At 67.3% G+C, this 23,366-nt stretch carries 19 protein-coding genes and 1 riboswitch; of the genes, 10 read left to right on the top strand and 9 right to left on the bottom strand.

All coding sequences use genetic code 11. The annotated features are described in order from the left end of the window. The first annotated feature begins 20 nt into the window (after positions 1-20). Complete coding sequence (locus tag RBT54_RS08525; protein ID WP_320366137.1) at positions 21-1,961, top strand: chemotaxis protein CheA; 1,941 nt, start codon at positions 21-23, stop codon at positions 1,959-1,961. A 51-nt stretch (positions 1,962-2,012) separates the two neighbouring features. On the opposite strand, the gene tal is transcribed toward RBT54_RS08525, so the two are convergent. The 4 genes from tal to xseA all read right to left on the bottom strand — a co-directional run bounded on the left by tal (position 2,013) and on the right by xseA (position 6,161). Beyond that, a complete protein-coding gene (tal, locus tag RBT54_RS08520) occupies positions 2,013-3,089 on the bottom strand; it encodes a transaldolase (RefSeq protein WP_320366135.1) in 1,077 nt (358 codons plus the stop codon). A gap of 4 nt (positions 3,090-3,093) precedes the next feature. Next, complete coding sequence (locus tag RBT54_RS08515; protein ID WP_320366133.1) at positions 3,094-3,990, bottom strand: pseudouridine synthase; 897 nt, start codon at positions 3,988-3,990, stop codon at positions 3,094-3,096. A gap of 116 nt (positions 3,991-4,106) precedes the next feature. Next, complete coding sequence (locus tag RBT54_RS08510; protein WP_320366131.1) at positions 4,107-4,691, bottom strand: superoxide dismutase; 585 nt, start codon at positions 4,689-4,691, stop codon at positions 4,107-4,109. A gap of 165 nt (positions 4,692-4,856) precedes the next feature. Then, positions 4,857-6,161 (bottom strand): exodeoxyribonuclease VII large subunit, encoded by a 1,305-nt coding sequence (gene xseA / locus RBT54_RS08505; protein ID WP_320366318.1) that lies wholly within the window; start codon positions 6,159-6,161, stop codon positions 4,857-4,859. 427 nt (positions 6,162-6,588) lie between these two features. Here xseA and RBT54_RS08500 point away from each other — a divergent pair, with 427 nt between their 5' ends. The 8 genes from RBT54_RS08500 (at position 6,589) to RBT54_RS08465 (ending at position 13,189) form a co-directional block, all read left to right on the top strand. Beyond that, on the top strand, positions 6,589-7,197 hold the full coding sequence (locus RBT54_RS08500) for a MotA/TolQ/ExbB proton channel family protein (protein WP_320366129.1): 609 nt from the start codon (positions 6,589-6,591) through the stop codon (positions 7,195-7,197). Between the two features lie 12 nt (positions 7,198-7,209). Continuing rightward, positions 7,210-7,635, top strand: coding sequence for a biopolymer transporter ExbD (locus tag RBT54_RS08495; RefSeq protein WP_320366127.1), 426 nt, complete (start codon positions 7,210-7,212; stop codon positions 7,633-7,635). A gap of 31 nt (positions 7,636-7,666) precedes the next feature. Next, positions 7,667-8,674 carry a tetraacyldisaccharide 4'-kinase gene (gene lpxK / locus RBT54_RS08490; RefSeq protein ID WP_320366125.1) on the top strand — a complete coding sequence of 336 codons (1,008 nt, stop codon included), beginning with the start codon at positions 7,667-7,669 and terminating at the stop codon, positions 8,672-8,674. Beyond that, positions 8,655-8,846 carry a Trm112 family protein gene (locus RBT54_RS08485; protein WP_320366123.1) on the top strand — a complete coding sequence of 64 codons (192 nt, stop codon included), beginning with the start codon at positions 8,655-8,657 and terminating at the stop codon, positions 8,844-8,846. The genes lpxK and RBT54_RS08485 overlap by 20 nt, the downstream gene beginning before the upstream one ends. Positions 8,847-8,854: 8 nt before the next feature. Continuing rightward, complete coding sequence (gene kdsB, locus RBT54_RS08480) at positions 8,855-9,634, top strand: 3-deoxy-manno-octulosonate cytidylyltransferase (protein WP_320366316.1); 780 nt, start codon at positions 8,855-8,857, stop codon at positions 9,632-9,634. Between the two features lie 87 nt (positions 9,635-9,721). Next, on the top strand, positions 9,722-10,375 hold the full coding sequence (adk, locus tag RBT54_RS08475; protein WP_320366121.1) for an adenylate kinase: 654 nt from the start codon (positions 9,722-9,724) through the stop codon (positions 10,373-10,375). Between the two features lie 145 nt (positions 10,376-10,520). After that, positions 10,521-11,777, top strand: coding sequence for a 6-phosphofructokinase (locus tag RBT54_RS08470; RefSeq protein ID WP_320366119.1), 1,257 nt, complete (start codon positions 10,521-10,523; stop codon positions 11,775-11,777). Positions 11,778-11,851: 74 nt separating this feature from the next. Next, entirely contained in the window at positions 11,852-13,189 is a 1,338-nt protein-coding gene (locus tag RBT54_RS08465; protein ID WP_320366117.1) for a DASS family sodium-coupled anion symporter, read from the top strand. A 76-nt stretch (positions 13,190-13,265) separates the two neighbouring features. Here RBT54_RS08465 and RBT54_RS08460 read toward each other — a convergent pair whose 3' ends face one another. Beyond that, positions 13,266-15,878: a glycosyltransferase family 2 protein gene (locus tag RBT54_RS08460; protein ID WP_320366115.1), complete on the bottom strand. Its 2,613-nt coding sequence runs from the start codon at positions 15,876-15,878 to the stop codon at positions 13,266-13,268. 304 nt (positions 15,879-16,182) lie between these two features. Here RBT54_RS08460 and RBT54_RS08455 point away from each other — a divergent pair, with 304 nt between their 5' ends. Continuing rightward, positions 16,183-16,617, top strand: a complete 435-nt coding sequence (locus tag RBT54_RS08455; protein WP_320366113.1) for a hypothetical protein — start codon at positions 16,183-16,185, stop codon at positions 16,615-16,617. Here RBT54_RS08455 and RBT54_RS08450 read toward each other — a convergent pair. From RBT54_RS08450 to gcvT, 4 genes are all read right to left on the bottom strand, one after another. Further along, a complete protein-coding gene (locus RBT54_RS08450; protein ID WP_320366111.1) occupies positions 16,513-18,132 on the bottom strand; it encodes a beta-1,6-glucan synthase in 1,620 nt (539 codons plus the stop codon). The two genes, RBT54_RS08455 and RBT54_RS08450, sit on opposite strands and share 105 nt — an antisense overlap. A gap of 166 nt (positions 18,133-18,298) precedes the next feature. Continuing rightward, positions 18,299-21,193, bottom strand: coding sequence for an aminomethyl-transferring glycine dehydrogenase (gene gcvP, locus RBT54_RS08445; protein WP_320366109.1), 2,895 nt, complete (start codon positions 21,191-21,193; stop codon positions 18,299-18,301). A 2-nt stretch (positions 21,194-21,195) separates the two neighbouring features. Then, positions 21,196-21,582, bottom strand: coding sequence for a glycine cleavage system protein GcvH (gene gcvH / locus RBT54_RS08440; RefSeq protein ID WP_320366107.1), 387 nt, complete (start codon positions 21,580-21,582; stop codon positions 21,196-21,198). Positions 21,583-21,688: 106 nt separating this feature from the next. Next, positions 21,689-22,780, bottom strand: coding sequence for a glycine cleavage system aminomethyltransferase GcvT (gene gcvT, locus RBT54_RS08435; protein ID WP_320366106.1), 1,092 nt, complete (start codon positions 22,778-22,780; stop codon positions 21,689-21,691). A 193-nt stretch (positions 22,781-22,973) separates the two neighbouring features. After that, positions 22,974-23,068: riboswitch (glycine riboswitch) on the bottom strand. Positions 23,069-23,366: the final 298 nt, after the last annotated feature.

Genomic DNA, 23,366 nt, shown 5'->3' with positions numbered 1-23,366 from the left:
AATCTGGAGCAATCAGCGTCATGAGTGATTTTGCGGGCATGGAAGACCTGCTGCAGGACTTCCTCGTCGAGGCGGGGGACCTGCTGTCAGGGGTCGACAACAAGCTGGTCGATCTGGAGCGTTCGCCGGATGATCGCGGCCTGCTCAACGATATCTTCCGCGGCTTCCACACCATCAAGGGGGGCGCGGGCTTTCTCAATGCCTCGGCGCTGGTGACCCTGTGCCACCTGACCGAGAGCCTGTTCGACAAGCTGCGCAACGGTGAACTCGGGGTCACGCCCGAGCGCATGGACGTCATCCTCGCGGCCACAGGGTCGGTACGCGAAATGTTCACTGAGCTCGAGCGCGGTGTGCAGCCCGAACCGGCCGCTGCCGCGCTGCTCGAGAGCCTGCGTGCCGCAGTGAGTGGCGAGGTCGCGGCGCCTGCCGCTGCAACGTCGGCCTCAACTGCGACCCCGACCCCGACCGCGGTGAGCGTGCCGCGACCGGGCGAACCCGACTGGGATGCGCTTTACACCGCGGTAACCGGCACGACCGTCGTGGGCGGAACGCAGGCGGCGCCGGCGCCCGCACGGTCGCCATCCTCGATCGCCGTCGCTGAGGAAAAGCCGGCACTGCCCGCTGCTGCCACTGCCGAGACCGCGCCGCGCATCACCAACGACCCCATCGTGCGTGCGGCGATCGGTCGCCGAGAAACCGACCTGCCCGGTGGCAACGGCCCGAGCGGCCGGCGCGAAAGCGAGCGCCAGCGCGACAACTCGATCCGCGTCGATACCGCGCGGCTCGACCAGGTGCTCAACCTCTCGGGCGAGATCGGCCTCACCAAGAACCGGCTCAATGCCCTGCGCAGCGACATCCTGAGCGGGCGCAACGACTCCGAGACCCTGCACGCGCTCGACATCGCCGTCAGCCAGCTCGACCTGCTCGTCTCCGACCTGCAGAACGCGGTGATGAAGACGCGGATGCAGCCGATCGGGCGGCTGTTCCAGAAATACCCGCGCATCGCGCGCGATCTGGCGCGCAGCCTGGGCAAGGACGTCGAACTGCAGCTGGTCGGCGAGGAAACCGAGATCGACAAGACGATGATCGAGGACCTGTCCGACCCGATCATCCACCTCATCCGCAACGCGGTCGATCACGGCGTGGAAGACACGCCCGCCCGCGCAGCTGCGGGCAAGCCGGCGAAGTCGGTGCTGCGCCTGGAGGCGCGCCAGGAGGGCGACCATATCGTCATCCTGGTGGCGGACGACGGGCGCGGCATGGACGCTGAACGCCTGCGCGCCAAGGCGCTCGCCAAGGGCCTCATCACCGATGAGGAGGCGAGCACGATGGACGACCGCCAGAGCTACAACCTCATCTTCGCGCCCGGCTTCTCGATGGCGGAGAAAGTGTCGGACGTGTCCGGCCGCGGTGTCGGCATGGATGTGGTGCGCACCAACATCCAGAAGCTCAACGGCACGATCGAGATCCGTTCACAGCTCGGCAAGGGCACGACGCTGGTCATCAACCTGCCGCTGACGCTGGCGATCCTGCCGGTGCTGCTGGTGCGCCTGGGCGAACAGCCCTTCGCCGTGCCGCTGTCGATGGTGCGCGAGATCCTGCCGATCGATCCGGCCGGGATCCAGGACGTCGGCGGCAAGGCGACGATGGTGGTGCGCGGCGAGGTGCTGCCGATCGTGCCGCTGACGACGCTGCTCGGCTGGCCGCGCGAATGCGTGCCGCAGTACGGCGTGCTGATGCAGGCCGCGGAGTGGTCCTTCATCCTCGCGATCGACAGCTTTGCCGGGCGCGAGGATGCGGTGATCAAGTCGCTCGACGACTTCCGCCCCAAGGGGGTGGCGGGGGTGACCACGCTGTCCAACGGCCAGATCGTGCTGATCCTCGACATGAAGGAGCTGCTCGACGGCGCCGGCGAGCGGCGCGGCGTGTCGCGCGCGGCGCTGATCGCGGCCGTGGACTGAGGTCTTGAACCGGGCCGGCGCGCGGCCTGGCCGGCGCGTCCCGGGCCGGCTTCAGGCGGTGAGTGTGAGCAACCCGGCGAAGGCCTGCTCGAACTGGGCGAGCCCTTCCTGCTGCAGGCGTTCGCCGACCGCGACCATGTCGATGCCCGCCGCGGCCAGCGCGACGAACTGCTGCGCCGCCTGTTCCACGTCTTCTTCGAGTGTGGAGGCGACCTTGCCATGGTCGCGCAGCGCATCCAGGGTGGCATCCGGCAGCGTGTTGACGGTCTCGGCGCCGATCAGTGGCTCCACGTACAGCAGGTCGCTGTAGGCCGGATTCTTGGTGCCGGTGCTCGCCCACAGCATGTACTGCGGGCGTGCCCCTGCCGCGCGCAGGGCTTCGAAGGCCGGGCCCTGGAAGCGTTCGAGATAAGCCTGGTAGGCGAGGCGCGCCATCGCCACCGCGGTCTGGCCGCGCAGCGCGAGCTGATCGCCGCCCTTGGCTTCGAGCAGTGCGTCCACCAGCGTGTCGACGCGCGACAGGAACAGGCTCGCCACCGACATCACCTTCGACACGTCGCCGCCGGCGGCCTGCAGCCGTTCCAGGCCGCGGACGTAGGCACTGGCGACGCCTTCGACGTGCGCGAGCGAGAACATCAGGGTCACGTTGACGCTGACGCCGGCGCCGATCAGGCGCTCGATCGCGTCGAGACCCGCTGCCGTGGCGGGCACCTTGATCAGCAGGTTGGGACGATCGACCGCCGCCTTCAGGCGCAGGCCGGCGGCCACCGTGCCGTCGGCGTCGTGGGCGAGCGCAGGCGACACCTCCAGGCTCACGTAACCCGCATTGCCGCCGCTGTCGCGGTAGAGCGGCGCGAGCAGGTCGCAGGCGCGCTGCACGTCCGGGATGACCAGCGCTTCGTAGCGCGCCTCTGCACTCAGCGGCTGGCGCTTGAGCGCCGCGAGATCGTCCTCGTAGTAGCGTCCGCCCGCGATCGCCTTGTGGAAGATCGCCGGGTTTGTGGTCACGCCGGCCACGCAGTCGTCGGCGATGAAGCGCGCGAGGTGGCCGTCGTTGAGCAGGGTGCGGGAGAGGTTGTCGAGCCAGATCTGCTGGCCGTGCTGGCGTACCTGGAGCAGCGGATTCATCGTTCTACCTCGAGAGTTGAGTCGGGTCGTTCGCAGCATCGGGGCTGCAAAGTACGGGGAAGGGCGATTGTGCCCCGAAAGCGCCCGGCTGTGCCGCTGCGCTTTCGAGCATCTCCTCCCAGCCGAGCGCGCGCGCCACAGTCGCAAAATCCTCTGCGGGCGGCGCGATGATCTCGAGCGCTGCATTCGTCACCGGATGGGCGAGTGCCAGGCGGGTGCAGGTCAGCAGCAGGCGGTGGCAGCCGAACAGTTGCTGGAAAAGACGGTTGTGGCGGCCCTTGCCGTAGGTCGCGTCGCCGATGATCGGGTGTGCGATGTGCTTGAGATGGCGGCGCAACTGATGGCGGCGGCCAGTCTCGGGGAAGAGTTCGACCAGTGCGTAACGGGTTGTGGGGTAGCGGTCGACCGCATGCGGCAACTCGACGGTGGCGAGGCGGCGGAACTGGGTGCGGGCGGGTTGGGCGGCGGGTTCGTCGCGGTCGGCGGCGTGGCGGTGCATGGGTTCGTCCGCATCCACGTCCTCGGGCAGCGCATCCCGTGCGCCCGCGCCGCGTCCGTGCCGGATCTCGATCGGGTCGAGCCGCCGCACCAGGGGATGGTCGATGACGCCGCGCTCCACGGGATGGCCGCGCACCACCGCGAGATAGCGCTTGTCCACTGCCTGCGACTCGAAGCGGCCTGCGAGGATGGGCGCCACCTCACGGTCGAGCCCGAACAGCAGCACGCCGGAAGTGCCGCGATCGAGGCGGTGGGCGGGAAACACGCGGCGGCCGATCTGGTCGCGCAGCAACTGCACCGCGAAGCGCTCTTCGTGCGCGGCGATCGGGCTACGATGGACCAGCAGGCCCGAGGGCTTGTGGATCGCGACCAGCCACTCGTCGCGGTAGAGGATGTCGAGCATGCGTCGCCCCGGGTGCGGTCTCCCTGGCGCGGACCCTGCGCCAGGCCAGAAAACGCGAAAGCGACCACGCGGGTCGCTTTCGCAGTGATGGCGCCGGCCAGCGCCAGCGCAGGAGATCAGGCGAAATTCTTCGCCGCGAAGTCCCAGTTCACCAGCTTGTCGAGGAAGGTGGCGACGAAGTCCGGACGACGGTTGCGGTAGTCGATGTAGTAGGCGTGTTCCCACACGTCGATACAGAGCAGCGCGGTGTCGCCGGTGGTCAGCGGGGTGCCGGCAGCGCCCATGTTGACGATGTCGACCGAGCCGTCGCCCTTCTTGACCAGCCAGGTCCAGGCCGAACCGAAGTTTCCGACCGCGGAGGCCTGGAAGGCCTTCTTGAAGTCGTCGTAGGAGCCCCACTTGGCCTTGATCGCGTCGGCCAGCGCACCGCTGGGCTCGCCGCCACCGTTGGGCTTCATGCAGTTCCAGAAGAAGGTGTGGTTCCAGACCTGGGCGGAGTTGTTATACACGCCGCCGGCCGGTGCCTTCTTGACGATGGCTTCGAGGTCGAGGTTCTCGTACTCGGTGCCCTTGATCAGGTTGTTCAGGTTGGTGACGTAGGCCTGATGGTGCTTGCCGTGGTGGAACTCCAGCGTTTCGGCTGAGATGTGCGGGGCCAGTGCGTCCTTGGCGTAGGGCAGGGCGGGCAGGGTATGTTCCATGCGGTTTCTCCTTTGTCGTTCGATTTGGCTGTCTGCGGGGATGGGTCGTATCTAAAGCTAGACTATTTTAGTCCGGATTAGGTTCCCCGGCAATGTTGCGCCCCGCATGTTAAGCCCATACGGCGCGTTTTCGGAACAAGGGCGGCAACACAAGGGCGGACCCGCTCAGCCCTTGTGTTGGCCGACCACCCGCGTGTCGAGGCTGCCGTCTGCGAGCTGGATGCTTACCGCGGCCCCAGCCGGAACGCTCCCGGCGCTACGCAGCACGCTGCCGTGGGCGTCGCGGGCGATCGCGTAGCCACGTGCCAGCACGGCCCCCGGCGCCAGGTGCTCGAGGTGGGCGGAGAGGGTCTCCAGCCGGGTATGTCGGTGCCCAAGCAAGGCCGCAGTGGCACGCTGCAGCCGTTGCGCCAGCATGTCGAGCCCGGCGTGCTGGGTTTCGGGTCGCGGCGCGGCGGCCGTGAGGCGAAGGCGGGCCTGCGCGCAGCGCTGGGCGGCGCGTTCGAGCCTTCGTTCCATCGCCCGCCGCAGGCGCTCGCCCTGGTGTTCGAGGCGGGTGGCCTCCTGACGCAGGCGCTCGCGCGGATGCAGGAGGCGCAGGCCGGCACGGTCCACTCGCTGGGCCAGGCCCTCGAGGCGGCGATCGAGGGCGCGCTGCAGGCGCGGCTGCAGCGCGCCCAGTTCGCTGCGCGCCGCATGCCAGCCGGCGCTGGCGAGCTCTGCCGCGCCGGTGGGGGTGGGCGCACGCAGATCGGCCGCAAAGTCGGCGATGGTGAAATCGGTCTCGTGACCGACACCGCACACGACGGGTAGCGGACAGGCGCGCAGCGCACGGGCGAGCGCTTCGTCGTTGAACGACCACAGGTCCTCGATGCTGCCGCCGCCACGGACCAGCAGCAGCAGGTCGACGCCGTCCTGCGCGGCACGACGTCCTGCATCGTGCACCGCGGCGACCAGGCGGGCGGCAGCTTCGGCACCCTGGACGGGTGCGGGGTAGAGCACGACCGGCAGGTGCGGCGCGCGCCGGCGCAGGGTGACGAGCACGTCGCGCAGCGCGGCGGCCTGCAGCGAGGTGACGATCCCCACCGCGCGCGGAAAGCGTGGCAGGGGACGGCGCCTGTCAGGGTCGAACAGGCCTTCGGCGGCGAGCTTGGCCTTGAGCCGGTTGAAGGCCTCGAACAGGTTGCCGATGCCCGCGGGTCTCAGGGCTTCGACGTTGAGCTGATAGTCGCCGCGCGCCTCGTACAGCGTGACCAGGGCGCGCGCCTCGACGCGCATGCCGTTCTCGGGCCGGAAGGCCAGCAACTGCGCGCGGTTGCGCCACATCGCACAGCGCACCTGGGCATTGGCATCCTTGAGGGTGAAATAGACGTGCCCGGAACTCGCGCGCGTGAGGTTCGAGATCTCGCCGCCGACCCAAAGCAGCGGGAGCGCCGCCTCGAGCGCTTCGCGCGCCATGCGGTTGAGCATCGAGACGCTAAGTACCGGAGTCGACAAGGATCCTGCGGCGCTGTCGAGGTCTTCGGCGTGCTGAAATGGCTTGAAAGGCATGATCGGATTGTAGCGGAATCCACAGCTGCTCGACCCTGTCAAGGGTCTTCACGCAAGTCATTGATGGAAAAGGGGTTGTTTCGCAAGTCATTGATTATTAGAGGATTTAAATGTTGCACAATTTTGCATCGGAGTGTCCGAGGGCGCGCCGTGACGGGCCTTGCGGGCAACATCCCGAAGCTGTCCACAAACTTATCCACAGGTTCTGTGGATTGCTGCCCGGAACCCTTGGTCGGCGTGCGCTTCCATCCGGGCTGCAGGTGAATGCTCACGGCGACGACCGTGCGGCTTGCCGGCGCCACGGTGCGGCGCTAGAGTCTCGCCTTTCCCCGCAAGAGGTTTGCGCGTGTTCGCGATCATTCAGGCCGTTGGTTGGCCGATCTGGCCCCTGATCCTGGCGTCGGTCATCGCGGTCGCGCTGATCATCGAGCGCTCGATCACCCTGCGCCGTGCCCGCATCGTGCCGCCCGGCCTGCTCGAAAACGTGCTCGCCGACCTTCGCGAAGGTGGCGTGTCGGCGCAGATGATCGAGCGCGTGGCGGCTCACTCTCCGCTCGGTCGTGTGCTCGCCGCAGGCCTGCGCAATGTGAGCAGCGCACGCGAGGTGATGAAGGAGTCCATCGAGGAAACCGGTCGCGCAGTGGTCCACGAACTCGAGCGCTTCCTCACCACGCTCGGGACGATCGCGGCCATCAGCCCGCTGATGGGGCTGCTCGGCACCATCATCGGCATGATCGACATCTTCGCCTCGCAGGGCGTGAGTGGTGCCAATCCGGCGCAGCTGGCGCAGGGCATCTCCATCGCGCTCTACACGACCGGCCTGGGCCTCATCATCGCGATCCCGGCGATGATCTTCTGGCGCCACTTCCGCGCGCTGATCGACAGCTTCGTGATCGATATGGAGCAGCAGGCGATCAAGCTGGTCGAGGTCGCCCACGGCGAACGACGTGCCTGAGGCGCCGAAACGATGAACTTCCGCCGCGGCAGCCGTAGCGCGGAGCCGGAGATCAATCTGATCCCGCTCATCGACGTCGTGCTGGTGATCATCATCTTCCTGATGCTGACGACCACCTTCTCCAAGGTGTCGGGGCTGGAGATCAACCTGCCGACCGCGGAGTCCGAAGGCGTCGAGTCGGTCGCCGAGGAAATCGTCGTCGCGGTGACCGCGGCGGGCGAGGTGCTGGTCAACCGTCAGCCGGTCGGCGAACGCAGCATCGAAGCGATTGCCGCCGCGCTCGGCAAGGCGGTGCCGGGGCAGTCTTCCGAGCCGCCGGTGGTCGTCATCAACGCCGACGCCAAAGCCGCGCACCAGAGCGTGGTCGATGTGATGCAGGCGGCGCAACGCGCCGGGCTGCCACACATCACCTTCGCCACCCAGGCGCCGGCGCAGTGACGCCCTGCAGATTCATCCCCAAGTTCTGAGCATGGCAGTCCAGGCTCCGGCCTTCTGGCAAGGGCGCGGCACGATCGCCCGGCTTCTGCGCCCGCTTTCCTGGCTGTTCGGTGCCCTCGCTGCGCGGCGGCGGGCCGCAATCCAGCCGCAGCGCCTCCCGGTGCCGGTGATCGTGGTCGGCAACATCGCGGTCGGCGGCAGCGGCAAGACGCCCGTGGTCGACTGGCTCGCGGCGCTGTTGCGTGCGGCCGGCCATCGGCCGGGCATCGTCAGCCGCGGGCATGGCGGGCGCATCAGCGCCGGGGGCGGCGTGGCCGTGGTGCCGGCCGACGGCGACCCGGACCACTATGGCGACGAGCCGGTGCTGCTGGCGCGACTCACCGGCTGCCCGCTCGCGATCGGACGCGACCGCCCGGCTGCCGCGCGCGAACTCCTGCGCCTGCATCCGGATTGCGACGTCCTCATCGCGGACGACGGCATGCAGCACTACAAGCTGGCGCGCGACCTCGAGATCGTGGTCGTGGACGAGCGCACCCTCGGCAACCGGCTGCTGCTGCCCGCGGGGCCGCTGCGCGAGCCGCTTGCGCGCCTCGCCGAAGTCGACCTGATCCTTGCCCACGGACCGCTCTCGCCCGCACTGCGCGCCGCGGCGGCCAGCGTGCCGGTGTTTCCGATGCAGTTGCAGGGCGGCGACCTGCGCGCGCTCACTGACCCGGCGCACACCCGGCCCGCAGCCGATTTTCGCGGGAAGCGGGTGCATGCGGTGGCCGGCATCGGCCGCCCGCAGCGCTTCTTCGAGCAGTTGGCGGGCGAGGGCATCGAAGTCGTGCCGCATCCGTTTCCTGATCACCATCGCTTCGTCGCCGGTGATCTCGACTTTGGCGAAGCGCTTCCGATCCTGATGACGGCCAAGGATGCGGTAAAATGCGCGGCTTTCGCGCCCGATGACTGCTGGGAATACCCGGTGCGGGCGCAGATCGATTCCGGCGCCGCCGAACGCATCCTGGAGAAACTCGAAGATGGACGCACGACTGCTTGAAATTCTCGTCTGCCCGCTGTGCAAGGGGCCGCTCGACTACCTGAAGGACAAGCAGGAACTGGTGTGCAAGGCCGACCGCCTGGCGTATCCGATCCGCGACGGCATCCCGGTGATGCTGGACGAGGAGGCGCGCACCATGAGCGCCGAAGAAGTCGACGCGCTGCGCAAGTGAGCCGCGCCATGGCCGCCGCGGCGCCCTTCCGCATCGTCATTCCGGCGCGCTACGCGTCCACCCGCCTGCCTGCCAAACCGCTCGCCGACATCTGCGGCAAGCCGATGATCGTGCGCGTGCTCGAGCGTGTGCAGGGCGCCGGTGCGCTCGAGACTCTGGTGGCCACTGATCACGTCGGGGTGCGCGACGCGGTCGCGGCCGCCGGCGGCGCGGTGGTGATGACCCGCGCCGACCATCCGAGCGGCACCGACCGCCTCGCCGAGGTCGCCGCGCTGCGCGGCTGGGCCGACGACGACATCGTGGTCAACGTGCAGGGCGATGAGCCCTTGATCGACCCGGCGATCATTACTGCCGTGGCCGAGGTGCTGGCGCAGGACGCGGGGGCGGCGATCGCCACCGCAGCCCACGCCATCCACGACCCGGCGGAGGTCTTCAATCCCAATGTGGTCAAGGTGGTTTGTGATTCGACCGGGCGGGCACAGTATTTTTCGCGGGCGCCCATTCCGTGGGCGCGCGACGCCTGGAGCGAGGGCGCGCGCGCGCTGCCCGAGGGCCTGCCGGTGCTGCGTCACGTCGGCCTCTACGCCTACCGCGTCGGCTTCCTGCGCGACTACGCTGGCCTCGCGCCTTCGCCGCTTGAGTACTGGGAGGCACTCGAGCAGTTGCGTGCGCTGTGGCACGGCTACCGCATCCGCGTGCTCGAACTGGATCGGGCGCCGGCGGCGGGTGTCGATACCGCGCAGGATCTCGAGCGCATGCGCGCGCTGTTTGCCGCCGGCGGGGTTTGACCACCCGGCGTGCGTCGGTTAAGTTTCGGCTGTTTATTCAATAAGGAAACGGCCATGCGCGATGGCCGGCCATTCACGGGAGGGAGTATGCGACTGATTCTTTTGGGACCGCCGGGCGCCGGCAAGGGTACGCAAGCCAACTTCATCAAGGAGAAGTTCGGCATTCCGCAGATCTCCACCGGCGACATGCTGCGCGCCGCGGTGAAGGCGGGCACCCCGCTGGGCCTCGAGGCCAAGAAGGTCATGGATGCCGGCGGCCTCGTGTCCGACGACATCATCATCGGCCTGGTCAAGGACCGCCTGCAGCAGGACGACTGCAAGTCGGGCTACATGTTCGACGGCTTCCCGCGCACCCTTCCGCAGGCCGACGCGATGAAGGACGCCGGCGTACCGATCGACTTCGTGCTCGAGATCGACGTGCCTGACGCCGAGATTGTCGAACGCATGAGCGGCCGCCGCGCCCACCTCGCCTCCGGTCGCACCTATCACGTCAAGTACAACCCGCCCAAGGTCGAGGGCAAGGACGACGTCACCGGCGAAGACCTGGTGCAGCGTGACGACGACAAGGAAGAAACCGTCAAGAAGCGCCTCGACGTCTACCACTCGCAGACCAAGCCGCTGGTCGAGTACTACAGCAAGTGGGCGGCTTCGGGCGACGCCAAGGCGCCCAAGGTGCGCAAGATCGCCGGCCTGGGCGCGGTGGATGAGATCACCGCGCGTGCTTTCGAAGCGCTGAAGTAAGCAGCATCACAATGTCTCCGGGGTGTCCTCGCATGCGCCCCGAGCATGCCGGCGCGGCCGCTTTCCCGAAGAGGGGCGGCCGCGCCTGCTTTTTGGTCGTACGCCTTGGCCGGCTTGGCCAGAGCGCTCGCAGGAAACATCAGTCATGAGCTACGACACCCTCCTTTATGCGCACTCCGGTGGCGTGACCGCCGTGATCAACGCCACGGCAGCCGCCGTGATCACTGCAGCGCGGGAGCAGGTGGAGCGCGTCGGCAGGATCCTGGCCGCACATCGCGGCATCGGCGGGGTGTTACGCGAGGACCTGATCGACACGGCTGCGTTCGATGCCGTCGCCCTGGAACGGCTGGCGCGCACGCCGGGCGGCGCTTTCGGTTCCTGCCGCTTCGACCTGCCGCGTGACGATGGCGGCGCGGTGATGGACCGCCTGTTCGCCGTGTTCGATGCCCATCGCGTCGGCTGGCTGCTCTACAACGGCGGCAACGGTTCGATGGATGCCGTCGCGCGTCTGCAGGCCGAGGCCCGCCGGCGCGCTCATCCGCTGCAGTGCATCGGTGTGCCCAAGACGGTGGACAACGACATCGTCGGCACCGACTGCTGCCCGGGCTTCGGGTCGGCGGCGAAGTACCTGGCGACCTCGATGCTGGAGGCGGGGCTCGACATCGCCTCTATGGTTGGGGCCAAGGGCAGCGTGTTCGTCATGGAGGTGATGGGGCGCAACACCGGCTGGCTGGCTGCGTCGACGGCGCTGGCGGCGCGGGGCGATCCCGATTGCCCCCCGCACATCGTGCTCGTGCCCGAAGTCGCCTTCGATGAGGACGCCTTCCTCGCGCGCGTGCAGGCGGTCACAGAGCGGCTCGGCTACTGCGCGATCACCGTGTCCGAAGGTATCCACCGCGCCGATGGCAGCCTGATCCTCGAAAAGTCCAGGGACCCACGCGGTTACGTTCAGCTCGGCGGCGCCGGTTCGGCGGTGGCGCGCATGATTCACACGCGACTTGGTTACAAGCATCACTGGGCGATTCCGGACTACATGCAGCGTGCCGGGGCGCACTTGCTGTCAGCGACCGACCACGAGCAGGCGCTGGCGGTCGGGCGCGCTGCGGTCGAGTACGCGATGGAGGGGCGTGGCGGGGCGATGCCGGCGATCCGACGGCTGCAGGATGCGCCCTACCGCTGGGATGTGGTACCGGTCGACACCGCACCGATTGCGAACCTCGAGCGCTCGCTGCCTGCCGAGTTTGTCGCTGCCGACGGCCTGCACGTGACGCCGGCGGCCTGTGACTACATCCGTCCGCTGATCGCGGGTGAATTCGCCCAGCCTACGGTGGACGGCCTGCCGGACTACCGCGACTTCGTCCTGCCGCGGGTGGACCGGCGCTTGCCTGCCTGGCGAACATGACGGGTGGCCGATGGCCGTGAGCCCCTCCGCGTGCGGTGGTGGCCGACACCGTGGCCTTGTAGAGGAGTACGAAGGTGACGCGCAACTTCAAACTGGTCATTGCCGTGCTGCTGTTCGCCGGGCTGAACCTGTGGCTTGGCGCCACCCTTGGAGCGGCAGGCGCTGGACTGGCGCTGGTCGCCACGATTGCCTGGCTGTGGCTGACCGAAGCGCTGCATGTCAGCGTCACAGCGCTGCTGGTGCCACTGCTGGCTGCGCTGAGCGGGGCGCTGGCCTTCGACGACGCCTTGCTGCAGTTCGCCGATCCGGTGATCTTCCTCTTTCTCGGTGGCTTCGCGCTTGCCGCAGGCCTGCAGCGCCAGGGTCTTGACCGCTGGATGGCGGGCCAGGTCATGCGGCGCGCAGGCGCGCATTTCGGGCGGTCGGTGCGGTGGCTGTTCTGGCTCACTGCCTTCCTGTCGATGTGGATCAGCAACACGGCGACGACCGCAATGATGCTGCCACTTGCGCTCGGCCTGCTCGCGCCGCTCGCGATCGAGGATTACCGTCGCACCTGGATGTATGTGCTGCTCGGGGTGGCGTTTTCGGCCAACATAGGCGGTATCGGTACGCTTGTGGGCAGCCCGCCGAATGCGATTGCAGCCTCGAACGTGGGCTTGAGCTTCGCTGATTGGCTCTTGTGGGGATTGCCGCTGGTTCTGGTGCTGATGCCGTTGATGGAACTCGCGCTGCGCTGGGCGCTCAAGCCCGCGCTCGAGGTCAAGGTGACGCCGCCCCCGCCGCAGGCCGGGTGGACGGCCGCGCAGCAGCAGATGCTGGGCGTGTTCGGGCTTACCGTGTCGCTGTGGGTGTTCGGTGCCCCGATCGCGGCCGGGGCCGGGCTGGGTCGTGGCTACGATGCGGCGGTGGCCGTATTTGCCCTGGTTTTGCTTCATGGCCTGAAGTTGGCGAGCTGGCAAGACATCGAGCGCAGCACGGAGTGGGGCGTGCTCTTGCTCTTTGGCGGGGGGCTCACGCTGAGCAAGGCGCTCGCGGACAGCGGGGCTGCGAACTGGCTGGCGGCGCAGCTCGGTGGCCCGCTCGCGCAGATGCCGGTGCTGCTGTGCGTGGCGCTGATGGTGCTGTTCGCGCTGCTGCTGACCGAGGTCACCAGCAATACAGCGAGCGCGGCCCTGCTGGTGCCATTGTTCCTGGGGCTCGCACCGCATGTCGACCGCGTGCCGCTTGCGGTGCTGGTGGCGGTGGGTACGTCCTGCGCCTTCCTGCTGCCGGTGGCGACGCCGCCCAACGCGATCGTGTTCGGCAGTGGGCACGTGCCGCAGCGGGTGATGATCTCTGCAGGTACGCGCGTGACCTTGGTGGTCTATCCGGCTTTGGTGGCCATTGCCGCACTCGCGCTGGCCCTGTACTGAACCACCCGCATGCCGTTCCTGCGCTGCGCCGGCGCTCCGGGCGTGCGAGAACCGGCAGGCGCGGGCGAGGGGCAGGTCACGCTTTGCCCGGCAGCGCACACGCGGGCACCGTCTCCTTGCGTTCGGGCATGTAGGCCGCGACCTGGCACAGGATGGAGGCCAGATAGGGGATGCATTGCAGGCACAGGATGCCCACCCAAAGCTGCGTCTCCAGATTGGCCGCGCCGCGTTGTGCAACCAGTGTCGCCGCCCCCATCAGCAGCGCGACCAGCAGCCCGATCTCCTCGCGGATCGGGTTGAAGAAGGCGAGTGCGCCGCCGCCATGCCAGCCCTTGGGCGTGACCACGAACACGCCCTTCTTCTTCACCAGCCCGGCGAACACGCCGCGCGCGATCGCATGGGCCAGACCCACCGACAGGATCGACGCGCCCAGAATGTCCTTCCACGGGCAGTCCATGGTGCGGCGGTAAAGGATCGGGCCGAGCGCAGCCTTGAAGATCATGAAGCCGAAGATCGGCAGCGCGAGCGACACCACCGGCAGGCCGAAGGCTTTCGGGAAGAGCAGGATGCCCAGCGTCCATGCCAGGCTGCCGAAGGCGAAAACGAGCTGCAGGGCGTCCCCCAGCCAGGCGAACCACCCGGTGAGGAAGTGGTAGCGCTGTGCGAGGTTCAGGCTGCTGCGTCCGATCATCTGCGGCAGGTGCGCCTTGAGGATCTGCATCGCACCGAAGGCCCAGCGGAAACGCTGGCTCTTGATTGCGGAGAAGCCCGAGGGCGTGAGGCCGCGGCCCAGGATGTGGTCGATGTAGCGGGTGTCGTAGCCCTTCTCGATCAGGCGCAGGCCGAGTTCGGTGTCCTCGCAGATGCACCATTCCGACCACCCTCCCACCTCTTCGAGCGCGAGGCGGCGCACCAGGGTCATGGTGCCGTGCTGGATCAGCGCGTTGCGCTCATTGCGGTGGTGCATGCCGATGCGGAAGAAGCCGTCGAACTCCCAGTTGCACATGCGCTTGAACGGTTGGGTCTCCCAGTCGCGGTGCGCCTGCGGCGCCTGCACCACGGCGACGTCGGGCTGGTCGAAGTGCGGGATCAGACAGGCCAGCCAGTCGGGATCGACCACATAGTCGGCATCGACCACGCCCACCACCTCTGCGCGCGGGTCGGTGACCTTGAGGCCGTAATTGAGCGCGCCGGCCTTGAAACCCGGCCAGTTGGCGAGGTGGAAGAAGCGGAAGCGCGGGCCGAGCTCGGCGCAGCGGCGCTCGAGCGGCTTCCACAGCGCCTCGTCGCGGGTGTTGTTGTCGAGCACGAGGACTTCAAAGTTCTCGTAGTTCATCCTTGCCAGGCTATCGATGGTGGCGATGACCATCTCGGGCGGCTCGGAGTAGCAGGCCAGGTGAATCGACACGAAGGGTTGCTGCTCGGGCGCGTGCGGCGGCAGCGGCATGAAGCGGCGCTGCCACTTTTTCTTGAACAGCACTTCGCCGAACTCGAAGCCGTGTGACAGCAGCACGGCTGCGGTCATGCAGGTGGCGCTGATCAGCAGCACGAGACCGATCAGGTCGCGCTGCGTGAGGTAGTACTCGACCGGCACATTGATGCCGATAATCAGCGTCGATACGCAAGCCTGGATCAGCGCGGCGAGGAAGAAGCGACCGAAGACGCTCCAGCCGGGCAGGAAGAAGGCGGCGAGCATCATCGGGACGAAGGCGAGCGCAGCGGCGTTGCTTGCCTTCTGCGACCAGTGCGGGTCGCGCTCGACGACGCCCTCGAGGGCGTACTTCGGCTCGCGGTCGGCGTTGTACATGCCCCAGTAAGGGCCGGCCCAGCCTTCCACGTCGACCTTCCACGGCTGGTCGATCGCTTCCATCAGGAAATAGTCGATGCGTGCGGTGCGCGGATGGGCGAGGAATTCGCGGACGAAGCGCGCCTGGTTGTCGAGCGAGGGGATGGCGGCGTCGATGGTCGGGCCGCGGCTCGGCCAGCCGATTTCGCCAACCACGATCTTCTTGCGCGGATGCGCGCGCGCGACTTCGTCGTAGCGCTGGAAGGCGTATTCGACCGCCTTATCTACCGGCAGACCCTCATGATAGGGCAGCAGGTGCACGGTGATGTAGTCCACATGCTTGGCGAGTTCGGGGTAGCGCAGCCATACGTGCCAGGGCTCGGCGGTGGACACCGGTTTGCGGATCGCCTTCCGGACGCGGTCGAGGTAGCCGATCATCTCGGCGATGGTGAGGTCGCCGCGCAGGATCGCTTCGTTGCCCACCATCACGCGTTCGATGTGGCGCATGCGGCGGGCAACGTCAATCAGGGTCTCGATTTCACGCTCGTTGGTTTCCATGTTGGCGTCGAGCCAGGCCCCTGCGGTGACCAGCATGTCGCGCTGGCCTGCGAGGTCGAGCAGGTCGGGCATGTCGGTGACGCCGTAAGTGCGCAGACCATCGGAGCGGCGCCCGAGCAGGTCGAGGTCGGTGGCGAGTTCCTGGCGCGTGGGGTAGGTGCCCTTGAGTGGGCTCTGGTCGCGCTGGAAGCCGTTGTAGGCGAAGCCCTTGATGCTCTGGTTGGTGCCGATGAATTCAGCGCTGCGGTTGAGTTGCTGCCAGATCCAGTATTGTGCGAACGCGACGGCGGCGGCGATCATGACCGCGATGGCGACGCGAGCAGCAAAAGAGGCGGCTTTTTTCATCTTGTTTCCAGTGCGTTGCCTTGATCGGGCAGCGCGCAAGCGTTACGGGTGCCTTATGGGCAGGTAGGGCGAAGTATCGATCGTGGCCGCGGCCTGCTGGCGCCTTGGATGCTGCGCCGCGCAAACCACCGCTTCGGCTGGGCTGTGACAGAATGTGCGCGCGTCGCCATGACGATCGGACGAGCGCCGTCGGGGCGCATTTTATGCACGATTTCAGCTGCTTACGAGCGAGCGTCGGTGCCAATTTGCAACAGTTTTGCAAGCAGCCGACTGTGCGCTGATTTTGAAGGGAAAGGATCTGACGATGCGAATTAATTTGTTAAAACATGGCGTCGCGGCACCGCTGCTTGCCGGCGCTCTGGTCGCCACGATCGCCTTGTGGTTCCGATATGGGTTGCTCGAGGCGGGCTTGCTGCCGCGCGATTGCGCGCTTGCGGACGCATCGGGTGCGGCCTGCGTGTTCAAGGAGGCGCTGGTGCAGAGCTTCCTGCACCAGCGCCTGGGCTGGGTCAGCCTTGCGACCGGCGTCTTGGCTTTCGCGCTCTCATGCAGCCGGCTGGCCTGGGTCGGCTGGCTCACCGGCGTTGCCGGACTGGTGCTGTACAGCTTCGACCCGGCTGCGGTGGGCGGGTTGCTAGCGCTGCTCGTCCTGGTGGGTACGGACGAACAGGGGCGGAAGTGCGAGAGCGAGTCCGACCACCAGCCAGGCGATCGCTTGCGCGTTGGCGGGCTCGGTTGACCAGCGTGCGATGACGCCGACGGCGATGACCGCGGCACAGGTGCGCTCGCGTCGCGTGGTGCCGTTGCGCCACCAGCCGGTGACGCCGAAGACCACGGCGGGTACCAGGTAGAGCAGGGTTGGGAAGTCGCGGTAGCGCGGGTCGACCCAAAGCAGCAAGGCTGCCACCGCCGCGGCGAATAGCAGCAGGCCGCGCAACATGCCGAGCGAGGCTGCCTTGGATCGAAGGCGTTCCGTCTGCCACAGGGTCCGACCAGCCATCCCGCTGGCCGGAATGGATTCGCCGTACCAGCGCGCCAGTGTCAGTGGGAGCAGACCGGCGAGGGCGCCGACGCCGCCGAGGAGGATCCACTCCAGCGCGTCACGGTATGCCACGTGGGCGTGCTCCCAATGCAATACGGCGACCACGCCGCCGAGTGCGCCGGTGGCAGTGAGCGCCCCCACGCGCAGGCAGTGGGTGCGCCGGCCCGTGGCCGCAAGCAGCAATGTCAGCACACCACCGATGAGGGCGCCGCCGATCGGGCCAAAGAGGCTGTCGCGTTCGGCAACCGGGCCTGCGAGCGGGAACTTCGCGGTGAGGTTCGCGGCCTCGAGCATCCCCCAGTAGCCACCGACCGTGCCTTCGAGCTTGCGCTTCCACGGCTGATCGATGGCCTCGATCAGGTTGTAGTCCCAGCCCTCGGCATGGGCGCGGTGGACGAACTCTCGCACGTAGCGCGCCTGGTTCACCCGAGAAGGGGTGGATTCCTCGCGCTGGCGCCCGGCGCTCGGCCATCCGGTTTCCCCGATCAGGATGTGCTTGCCGGTGAAGTGCTCGCCAACGTGGCGCCGTGTTTCTGCGACGTGCGCGAGCGCGAGTTCGATGTCCACCGGCTCATCCTCCCAGAAGGGCAGGATATGTACGGTTACGAAATCGACTTCGGCAGCGAGGCCGTCATGGCGGGTCCAGAATTCCCAGACATCGGCATAGGTGACCGGCACTTTTGCCTGCGCCTTGGCATGGCGAATGAGTTCGCGCATCTCATCCTCGGTGCGCTCGCGGCGTAGCAACACCTCGTTGCCGACGATGAGTGCGCGCACAACGTCGGTGTTGGCATTGGCCAGCGCGATGGCGTGCTCGAGTTCGCGCGCGTTGCGCGACTTCTCGTAGCCGATCCAGGCGCCGAGCAGCACCTTCATGCCGAGCGGACGGGCAAGCTCGGGAACCTGATCGAGGCCCTGGTCGACCGAGTAGAGGCGCACGCAGTCGGTGATCTTCGACAGGGCGGCGAGGTCGGCGGCGATCTGCTCGCGATCGATCCGGGTGTCGATCTCGAGGGGCGTCTGCCCAGGGCGGTGATAGGGCGCGTAAGAGACGCACTTGAGCTTTTCGCCGGCAGCGAGATGCAGGTCGTGCATCTCGACCGGGCGCGTGCGCGACCACAGGATCGCGGACAGCAACAGGAGCACGCTCAGGCTGACGAGCAGCAGCGTGAGCCAGAGGGTCTTGCGGTCGGTGCGTGGGGGGATGATCACCTGGGTGGTTTCCGTCTGGGGCTGGAAAAGTTCAGTGGGCAGACGATTCGTCTGACCGGGCGTGCGGCGAGCCTTGCGCCACGGGAGCGAAAAAAAGCCACGCCCGAAGGCGTGGCTTCTTGCCGGGGCGGCCGGATTCTACCAGCGCGCTGGCTGCGCGGTCGGCTTACTCGGCGTAGTCGCTCATCGGCACGCAGGCGCAGAACAGGTTGCGGTCGCCATATACGTCGTCGATGCGATTGACACTCGGCCAGAACTTGTTCTCCGCCACCCACGACAGCGGGAACACCGCCTGCTCGCGCGAATAGGGACGGCTCCAGTCGCCGAGGAAGTCGGCCTGCGTGTGCGGGGCATGCTTGAGCGGATTGTCCTCCGCACTCCAGGCGCCGGCCTCGATCTGGCGGATCTCTTCGCGGATCGCGATCATCGCGTCGACGAATCGATTCAGCTCGCCGAGGTCTTCCGACTCGGTCGGCTCGACCATGATCGTGCCCGGCACCGGGAAGGACATGGTCGGCGCATGAAAGCCGTAGTCCATCAGGCGCTTGGCGATGTCGACCTCGGAGATGCCGGTCGCGGCCTTGATCGGGCGGATGTCGAGGATGCACTCGTGGGCGACGCGGCCCTGGCTGCCGGTGTAGAGCACCGGGTAGTGGTCCGCGAGGCGCGCCGCGAGGTAGTTGGCGTTGAGGATCGCTACCTCGGTGGCTTGCTTGAGGCCGTCGCCACCCATCATCGCGATGTACATCCACGAGATCGGCAGGATGCTGGCCGAGCCGAACGGGGCTGCGGAAACCGCACCTTGCCCGAGGTTCGGGCGCTCGGCGCCGCCGGTCGGCTGGACCACGTGGTCGGCCATGAAGGGCGCAAGATGCGCTGCCAGACCGATCGGCCCCATGCCCGGGCCGCCGCCGCCGTGCGGGATGCAGAAGGTCTTGTGCAGGTTCATGTGCGACACGTCGGCGCCGATCGTCGCCGGCGAGGTCAGGCCGACCTGGGCGTTGAGGTTGGCGCCGTCCATGTAAACCTGGCCGCCGTGCTGGTGCACGATGTCGCACATCTCGCGGATCGATTCCTCGAACACGCCGTGCGTCGACGGGTAGGTGATCATCAGCGCAGCCAGCTCGGGCGCGTGCTTCCCGGCCTTTGCGCGCAGATCGGCGACGTCGACGTTGCCGTTGTCGTCGCACTCGACCACCACCACCTGCATGCCGCACATCTGCGCGGTCGCCGGGTTGGTGCCGTGGGCGGATTTCGGGATCAGGCACACCTTGCGGTGGGCCTCGCCACGGCTGGCGTGGTAGCGCGCGATCGCTACCAAGCCGGCGTATTCGCCCTGCGCGCCGGAGTTCGGCTGCATGCTGATCGCCGGGAAGCCGGTGACCGCGCGCAGGTAGTCGGCCAGGCCCTCGATCATCTCGAGGTAGCCGGCGGCCTGTGTGCGCGGCGCGAACGGGTGCATGTTGGCGAACTCGCGCCAGGTGATCGGGATCATCTCGCTGGTCGCGTTCAGCTTCATCGTGCACGAGCCGAGCGAGATCATCGAATGATCGAGCGCGAGGTCGCGATTTTGCAGCTTCTTGAGATAGCGCAGCATCTCATGCTCGGTGTGGTGCGTGTTGAACACAGGATGCGCGAGCACCGGGTCGGCACGCAGCAGCTCGGCCGGCAGTGCGCCGCCAGCGGCAGCGACGCGGGCGTCGAGTGCGCTGATGTCGGTGGAGGCGCCGAAGCAGCCCAGCACCGCGGCGACGTCGTCGCGGGTCGTAGTCTCATCAACCGAGAGGCCGAGCGTGGTGCCCGAGACGCAGCGCAGGTTGAAGCCGGCGTCTTCGGCGGCACGCAGTACGGACGGCGCGCGCGCGCCGACATCCACCTCGATGGTGTCGAAGAAGGGACGGTCGTGCACTCCGAGACCCGCTTCGCGCAGCCCGGCGGCGAGCACCGCAGCGAGGCGGTGAATGCGTGCGGCGATCGTGCGCAGGCCTTGCGGGCCGTGGTAGACCGCATAGAAGCCGGACATGTTGGCGAGCAGTACTTGCGAGGTGCAGATGTTCGAGTTCGCCTTCTCGCGGCGGATGTGCTGTTCGCGCGTCTGCAGCGTCATGCGCAGCGCGGTCTTGCCGCGCGCGTCCTTCGATACGCCGATGATGCGGCCGGGCATCGAGCGGACGTAGCTTTCGCGGGTAGCGAAGAACGCCGCGTGCGGGCCGCCAAAGCCCATCGGCACGCCGAAACGCTGAGCCGAGCCGAGCGCGATGTCGGCGCCCAGCGAACCGGGGCTCTTCAGCAGCACGAGCGCCATCAGGTCGGTGGCGACCGCGACCACGGTTCCCCTGGCTTTGAGCTCGGCAATCGGGGCGCTGAGGTCCACGACCTCGCCACGCGCGTTCGGATACTGCAGCAGGGCGCCGAAGCAGTCGTGGCTGCCAGCCTCGGCAGCCTTGCCATAGACGAGCTCGTAGCCGAAGTAGTGCGCGCGAGTGCGCACCACGTCGATGGTCTGCGCAAAGCAGGCCTCGTCGATGAAGAACACGTTCGATTTCGACTTCGAAACCCGGCGCGCCATCGTCATCGCCTCGGCGGAGGCGGTGGCTTCGTCGAGCAGCGAGGCGTTGGCGAGTTCGAGGCCGGTGAGGTCGATGACCATCTGCTGGTAATTGAGCAGCGCCTCGAGGCGGCCCTGGGAGATCTCGGCCTGGTAGGGCGTGTAGGCCGTGTACCAGCCCGGGTTCTCGAGCACGTTGCGCAGGATCACCGCAGGCGTATGGGTGCCGTAGTAGCCCTGGCCGATCAGGGACTTCTTGACCACGTTGCGGTCGGCGATGCTCTTGAGGCGGGCGAGTGCCTCGTGCTCGGGCATCGCTCTGGCGAGCGGCAGCGGCGCGGTGAGGCGGATGCCGGCCGGGACGGTCTGCGCAATCAGTCCATCGACGTCGGCCACGCCGATCGTGGCGCACATGCGCGCGATCTCGCCGGCGTTGGGGCCGAGGTGGCGATGGACGAAGGCGTCGCGCTGCTCGAGGCTGGCGAGCGGGGAGGAAAGCAGGGAGTCGCTCATGATCAGGCCTGGGCGATTTCCGCTTCGTAGGCCGCTGCGTCCATCAGCGCGCCGACCGCGCCGGCGTCGGCCGGCTTGAGCTTGAACAGCCAGTTGGCGTAAGCGTCGGCATTGATGCCCTCGGGGGCGTCGATGGCCTCCTGGTTTGCGGCGACGACTTCACCGGCGACCGGTGCATAGATGTCGGAGGCAGCCTTTACCGATTCGATCACCGCACAGGCCTCACTTGCGGCGAGTTGCCGGCCTGCTTCCGGCAGTTCGAGGAAGACGATATCGCCTAGGGCCTCTTGGGCATGGTCGGTGACGCCGATGGTCAGCGTGCCGTCGTCTTCGACGCGCACCCATTCATGGGACTTCGTGTACTTGAGGTTGCTGGGGACCTTGCTCATGGTGTTCTCCGATCGGGAAAGTGGGCGTGACAGGGGCTGTCCGGACTGCACGTTGCGGTGGTGCGCCCGGAAACTACCGGCCTTTTCGGGCCGGCAAGGGGGTGGTTCAGACGAGGGCCTTGCCGTTGCGCACGAAGGGTAGCTTCACGGTGCGCGCCTTCAGGCGTTTGCCCCGGATGTCGACCTCGACGGTCTCGCCGGGCTGGGTGGCAATCGGCAGGCGGCCGAAGGCGATCGATTTCTCGAGGCTGGGCGAAAAGCTGCCGCTGGTGGTCTCTCCCTCGCCGTTGGCGGTGAAGACTTTCATGTGGGCGCGCAGCACACCCTTGTCTTCGAGGATCAGGCCGAGCAGGCGCTGGCTTGCGGGGTTTGCCTGCAGGGCGGCGCGGCCGACGAAGTTACGCGCCTCATCCTTCATGTCCACCGTCCAGGACAGACCGGCGTCCAGCGGCGAGACCTCGTCGTCCATGTCCTGGCCGTAGAGATTCATGCCGGCTTCAAGTCGCAGCGTGTCGCGCGCGCCCAGGCCGCACGGTTTGACGCCGGCGGCGGCGAGCGCATTCCACATCGCTTCGGCGCGGTTGGCGGGTACGGCGATTTCGAGACCGTCCTCGCCGGTGTAGCCGGTACGAGCGATCAGCAAGTCCCCAACGCGGGCGCCGACGAAGTGGGTGGGGATGCCGTTGGCGGTGGACAGTTCGGGCAATGCGGCGGTGGCGCGCTCGATCGCGCGCGGGCCCTGTACGGCGATCATCGCCAGGTCGCGGCGCTCCTGCAGTGTGACGTTGGCGCCGGTGGTGGCGATGCGCTGGCGCATCCAGGAGACGTCCTTGTCAGCGGTACCTGCATTGACCACGATGCGGTAGTCGGTATCGCCGAAGCGATAGACGATCAGGTCGTCGATCACGCCGCCGCGCTCGTTGAGCATGCAAGAGTAAAGGGCCTTGCCGCTGTCCTTGAGCTTGGCGACGTCGTTTGCGAGCAGCCCGCGCAGCCAGGACGTGGCGTCCGGGCCGGCAAGGTCGAGGGCGAGCATGTGGGACACGTCGAACATGCCGGCATCGCGACGCACCGCATGGTGTTCTTCGATCTGCGAACCGTAGTTGACCGGCATGTCCCAGCCGGCGAAGTCGACCATGCGCGCACCGGCGGCAACATGGGCGGCGTGGAGAGGGGTCTGCTTGGCGGCGATGGTCATCGCGGAGGCGCTCCGTAAAGGTGAACGAAAAAGGGCGGCCTCGGCATTTCGCCGGGCTCGCCCCATCTGTCCCTTGTACCTGAGAGATTTTCCGTCGTTGAAACCGTCTCTATCTAGTTTGGACGGCAGCCGACAGCGTGCCCCTTCGGTGGATACGCAAACGCGCTGCGTTCGTATCGCTCTCCAGACTTGTGCAACACGCGCGGTCCTTTTGCCTGAGCGGTTCCGGGGGTTGCGCCTTCGGCGACTCCATCAATATAGATGGAAGTTCTCTCCCGCGTGTCGCGCGGACGATAACATTGCCGAGCGGCTTGTCGCAACCCGCGTGAGGCTGACCTGTTCGCAAGAACCCAGGCTGCACTGGCCGCTGGGTGGTTACCCCGGAACTGGTGCGACGGAGCCTGTCGCGATCACGGGGAGCCCGGGCCTTTGGTGGCGCTAGGCATCGGGGCATTCCTCCATAAGAATCTTTTTTCTTATTTTTCTTGACGGTTTTTTTTGGGTGTCTATAATTCGGCCCTCTTCAGCGCTGCAGCGGTTTTCAAGGAAGTCGTGGCGGCGTTGGAGGTTGGGGTGAGGTGGGTGT

This window comes from Thauera sp. (genome assembly GCF_034003485.1).
Taxonomy (GTDB): domain Bacteria; phylum Pseudomonadota; class Gammaproteobacteria; order Burkholderiales; family Rhodocyclaceae; genus Thauera.
Note: the sequence above shows the minus strand (reverse complement) of the source record. Positions and strands in the feature narration are given on the sequence as shown.

Excerpts from the sequence above, each read along its gene's own strand:
- gcvT (WP_320366106.1), bottom strand. The coding sequence starts at position 22,780 with ATGACCATCGCCGCCAAGCAGACCCCTCTCCACGCCGCCCATGTTGCC.
- lpxK (WP_320366125.1), top strand. The coding sequence starts at position 7,667 with ATGGCAGTCCAGGCTCCGGCCTTCTGGCAAGGGCGCGGCACGATCGCC.
- kdsB (WP_320366316.1), top strand. The coding sequence starts at position 8,855 with ATGGCCGCCGCGGCGCCCTTCCGCATCGTCATTCCGGCGCGCTACGCG.
- adk (WP_320366121.1), top strand. The coding sequence starts at position 9,722 with ATGCGACTGATTCTTTTGGGACCGCCGGGCGCCGGCAAGGGTACGCAA.
- RBT54_RS08485 (WP_320366123.1), top strand. The coding sequence starts at position 8,655 with ATGGACGCACGACTGCTTGAAATTCTCGTCTGCCCGCTGTGCAAGGGG.
- RBT54_RS08525 (WP_320366137.1), top strand. The coding sequence starts at position 21 with ATGAGTGATTTTGCGGGCATGGAAGACCTGCTGCAGGACTTCCTCGTC.
- RBT54_RS08495 (WP_320366127.1), top strand. The coding sequence starts at position 7,210 with ATGAACTTCCGCCGCGGCAGCCGTAGCGCGGAGCCGGAGATCAATCTG.
- RBT54_RS08460 (WP_320366115.1), bottom strand. The coding sequence starts at position 15,878 with ATGAAAAAAGCCGCCTCTTTTGCTGCTCGCGTCGCCATCGCGGTCATG.
- RBT54_RS08470 (WP_320366119.1), top strand. The coding sequence starts at position 10,521 with ATGAGCTACGACACCCTCCTTTATGCGCACTCCGGTGGCGTGACCGCC.
- RBT54_RS08455 (WP_320366113.1), top strand. The coding sequence starts at position 16,183 with ATGCGAATTAATTTGTTAAAACATGGCGTCGCGGCACCGCTGCTTGCC.
- tal (WP_320366135.1), bottom strand. The coding sequence starts at position 3,089 with ATGAATCCGCTGCTCCAGGTACGCCAGCACGGCCAGCAGATCTGGCTC.
- RBT54_RS08515 (WP_320366133.1), bottom strand. The coding sequence starts at position 3,990 with ATGCTCGACATCCTCTACCGCGACGAGTGGCTGGTCGCGATCCACAAG.
- RBT54_RS08510 (WP_320366131.1), bottom strand. The coding sequence starts at position 4,691 with ATGGAACATACCCTGCCCGCCCTGCCCTACGCCAAGGACGCACTGGCC.
- gcvP (WP_320366109.1), bottom strand. The coding sequence starts at position 21,193 with ATGAGCGACTCCCTGCTTTCCTCCCCGCTCGCCAGCCTCGAGCAGCGC.
- gcvH (WP_320366107.1), bottom strand. The coding sequence starts at position 21,582 with ATGAGCAAGGTCCCCAGCAACCTCAAGTACACGAAGTCCCATGAATGG.
- xseA (WP_320366318.1), bottom strand. The coding sequence starts at position 6,161 with ATGCTCAACCGCATGGCGCGCGAAGCGCTCGAGGCGGCGCTCCCGCTG.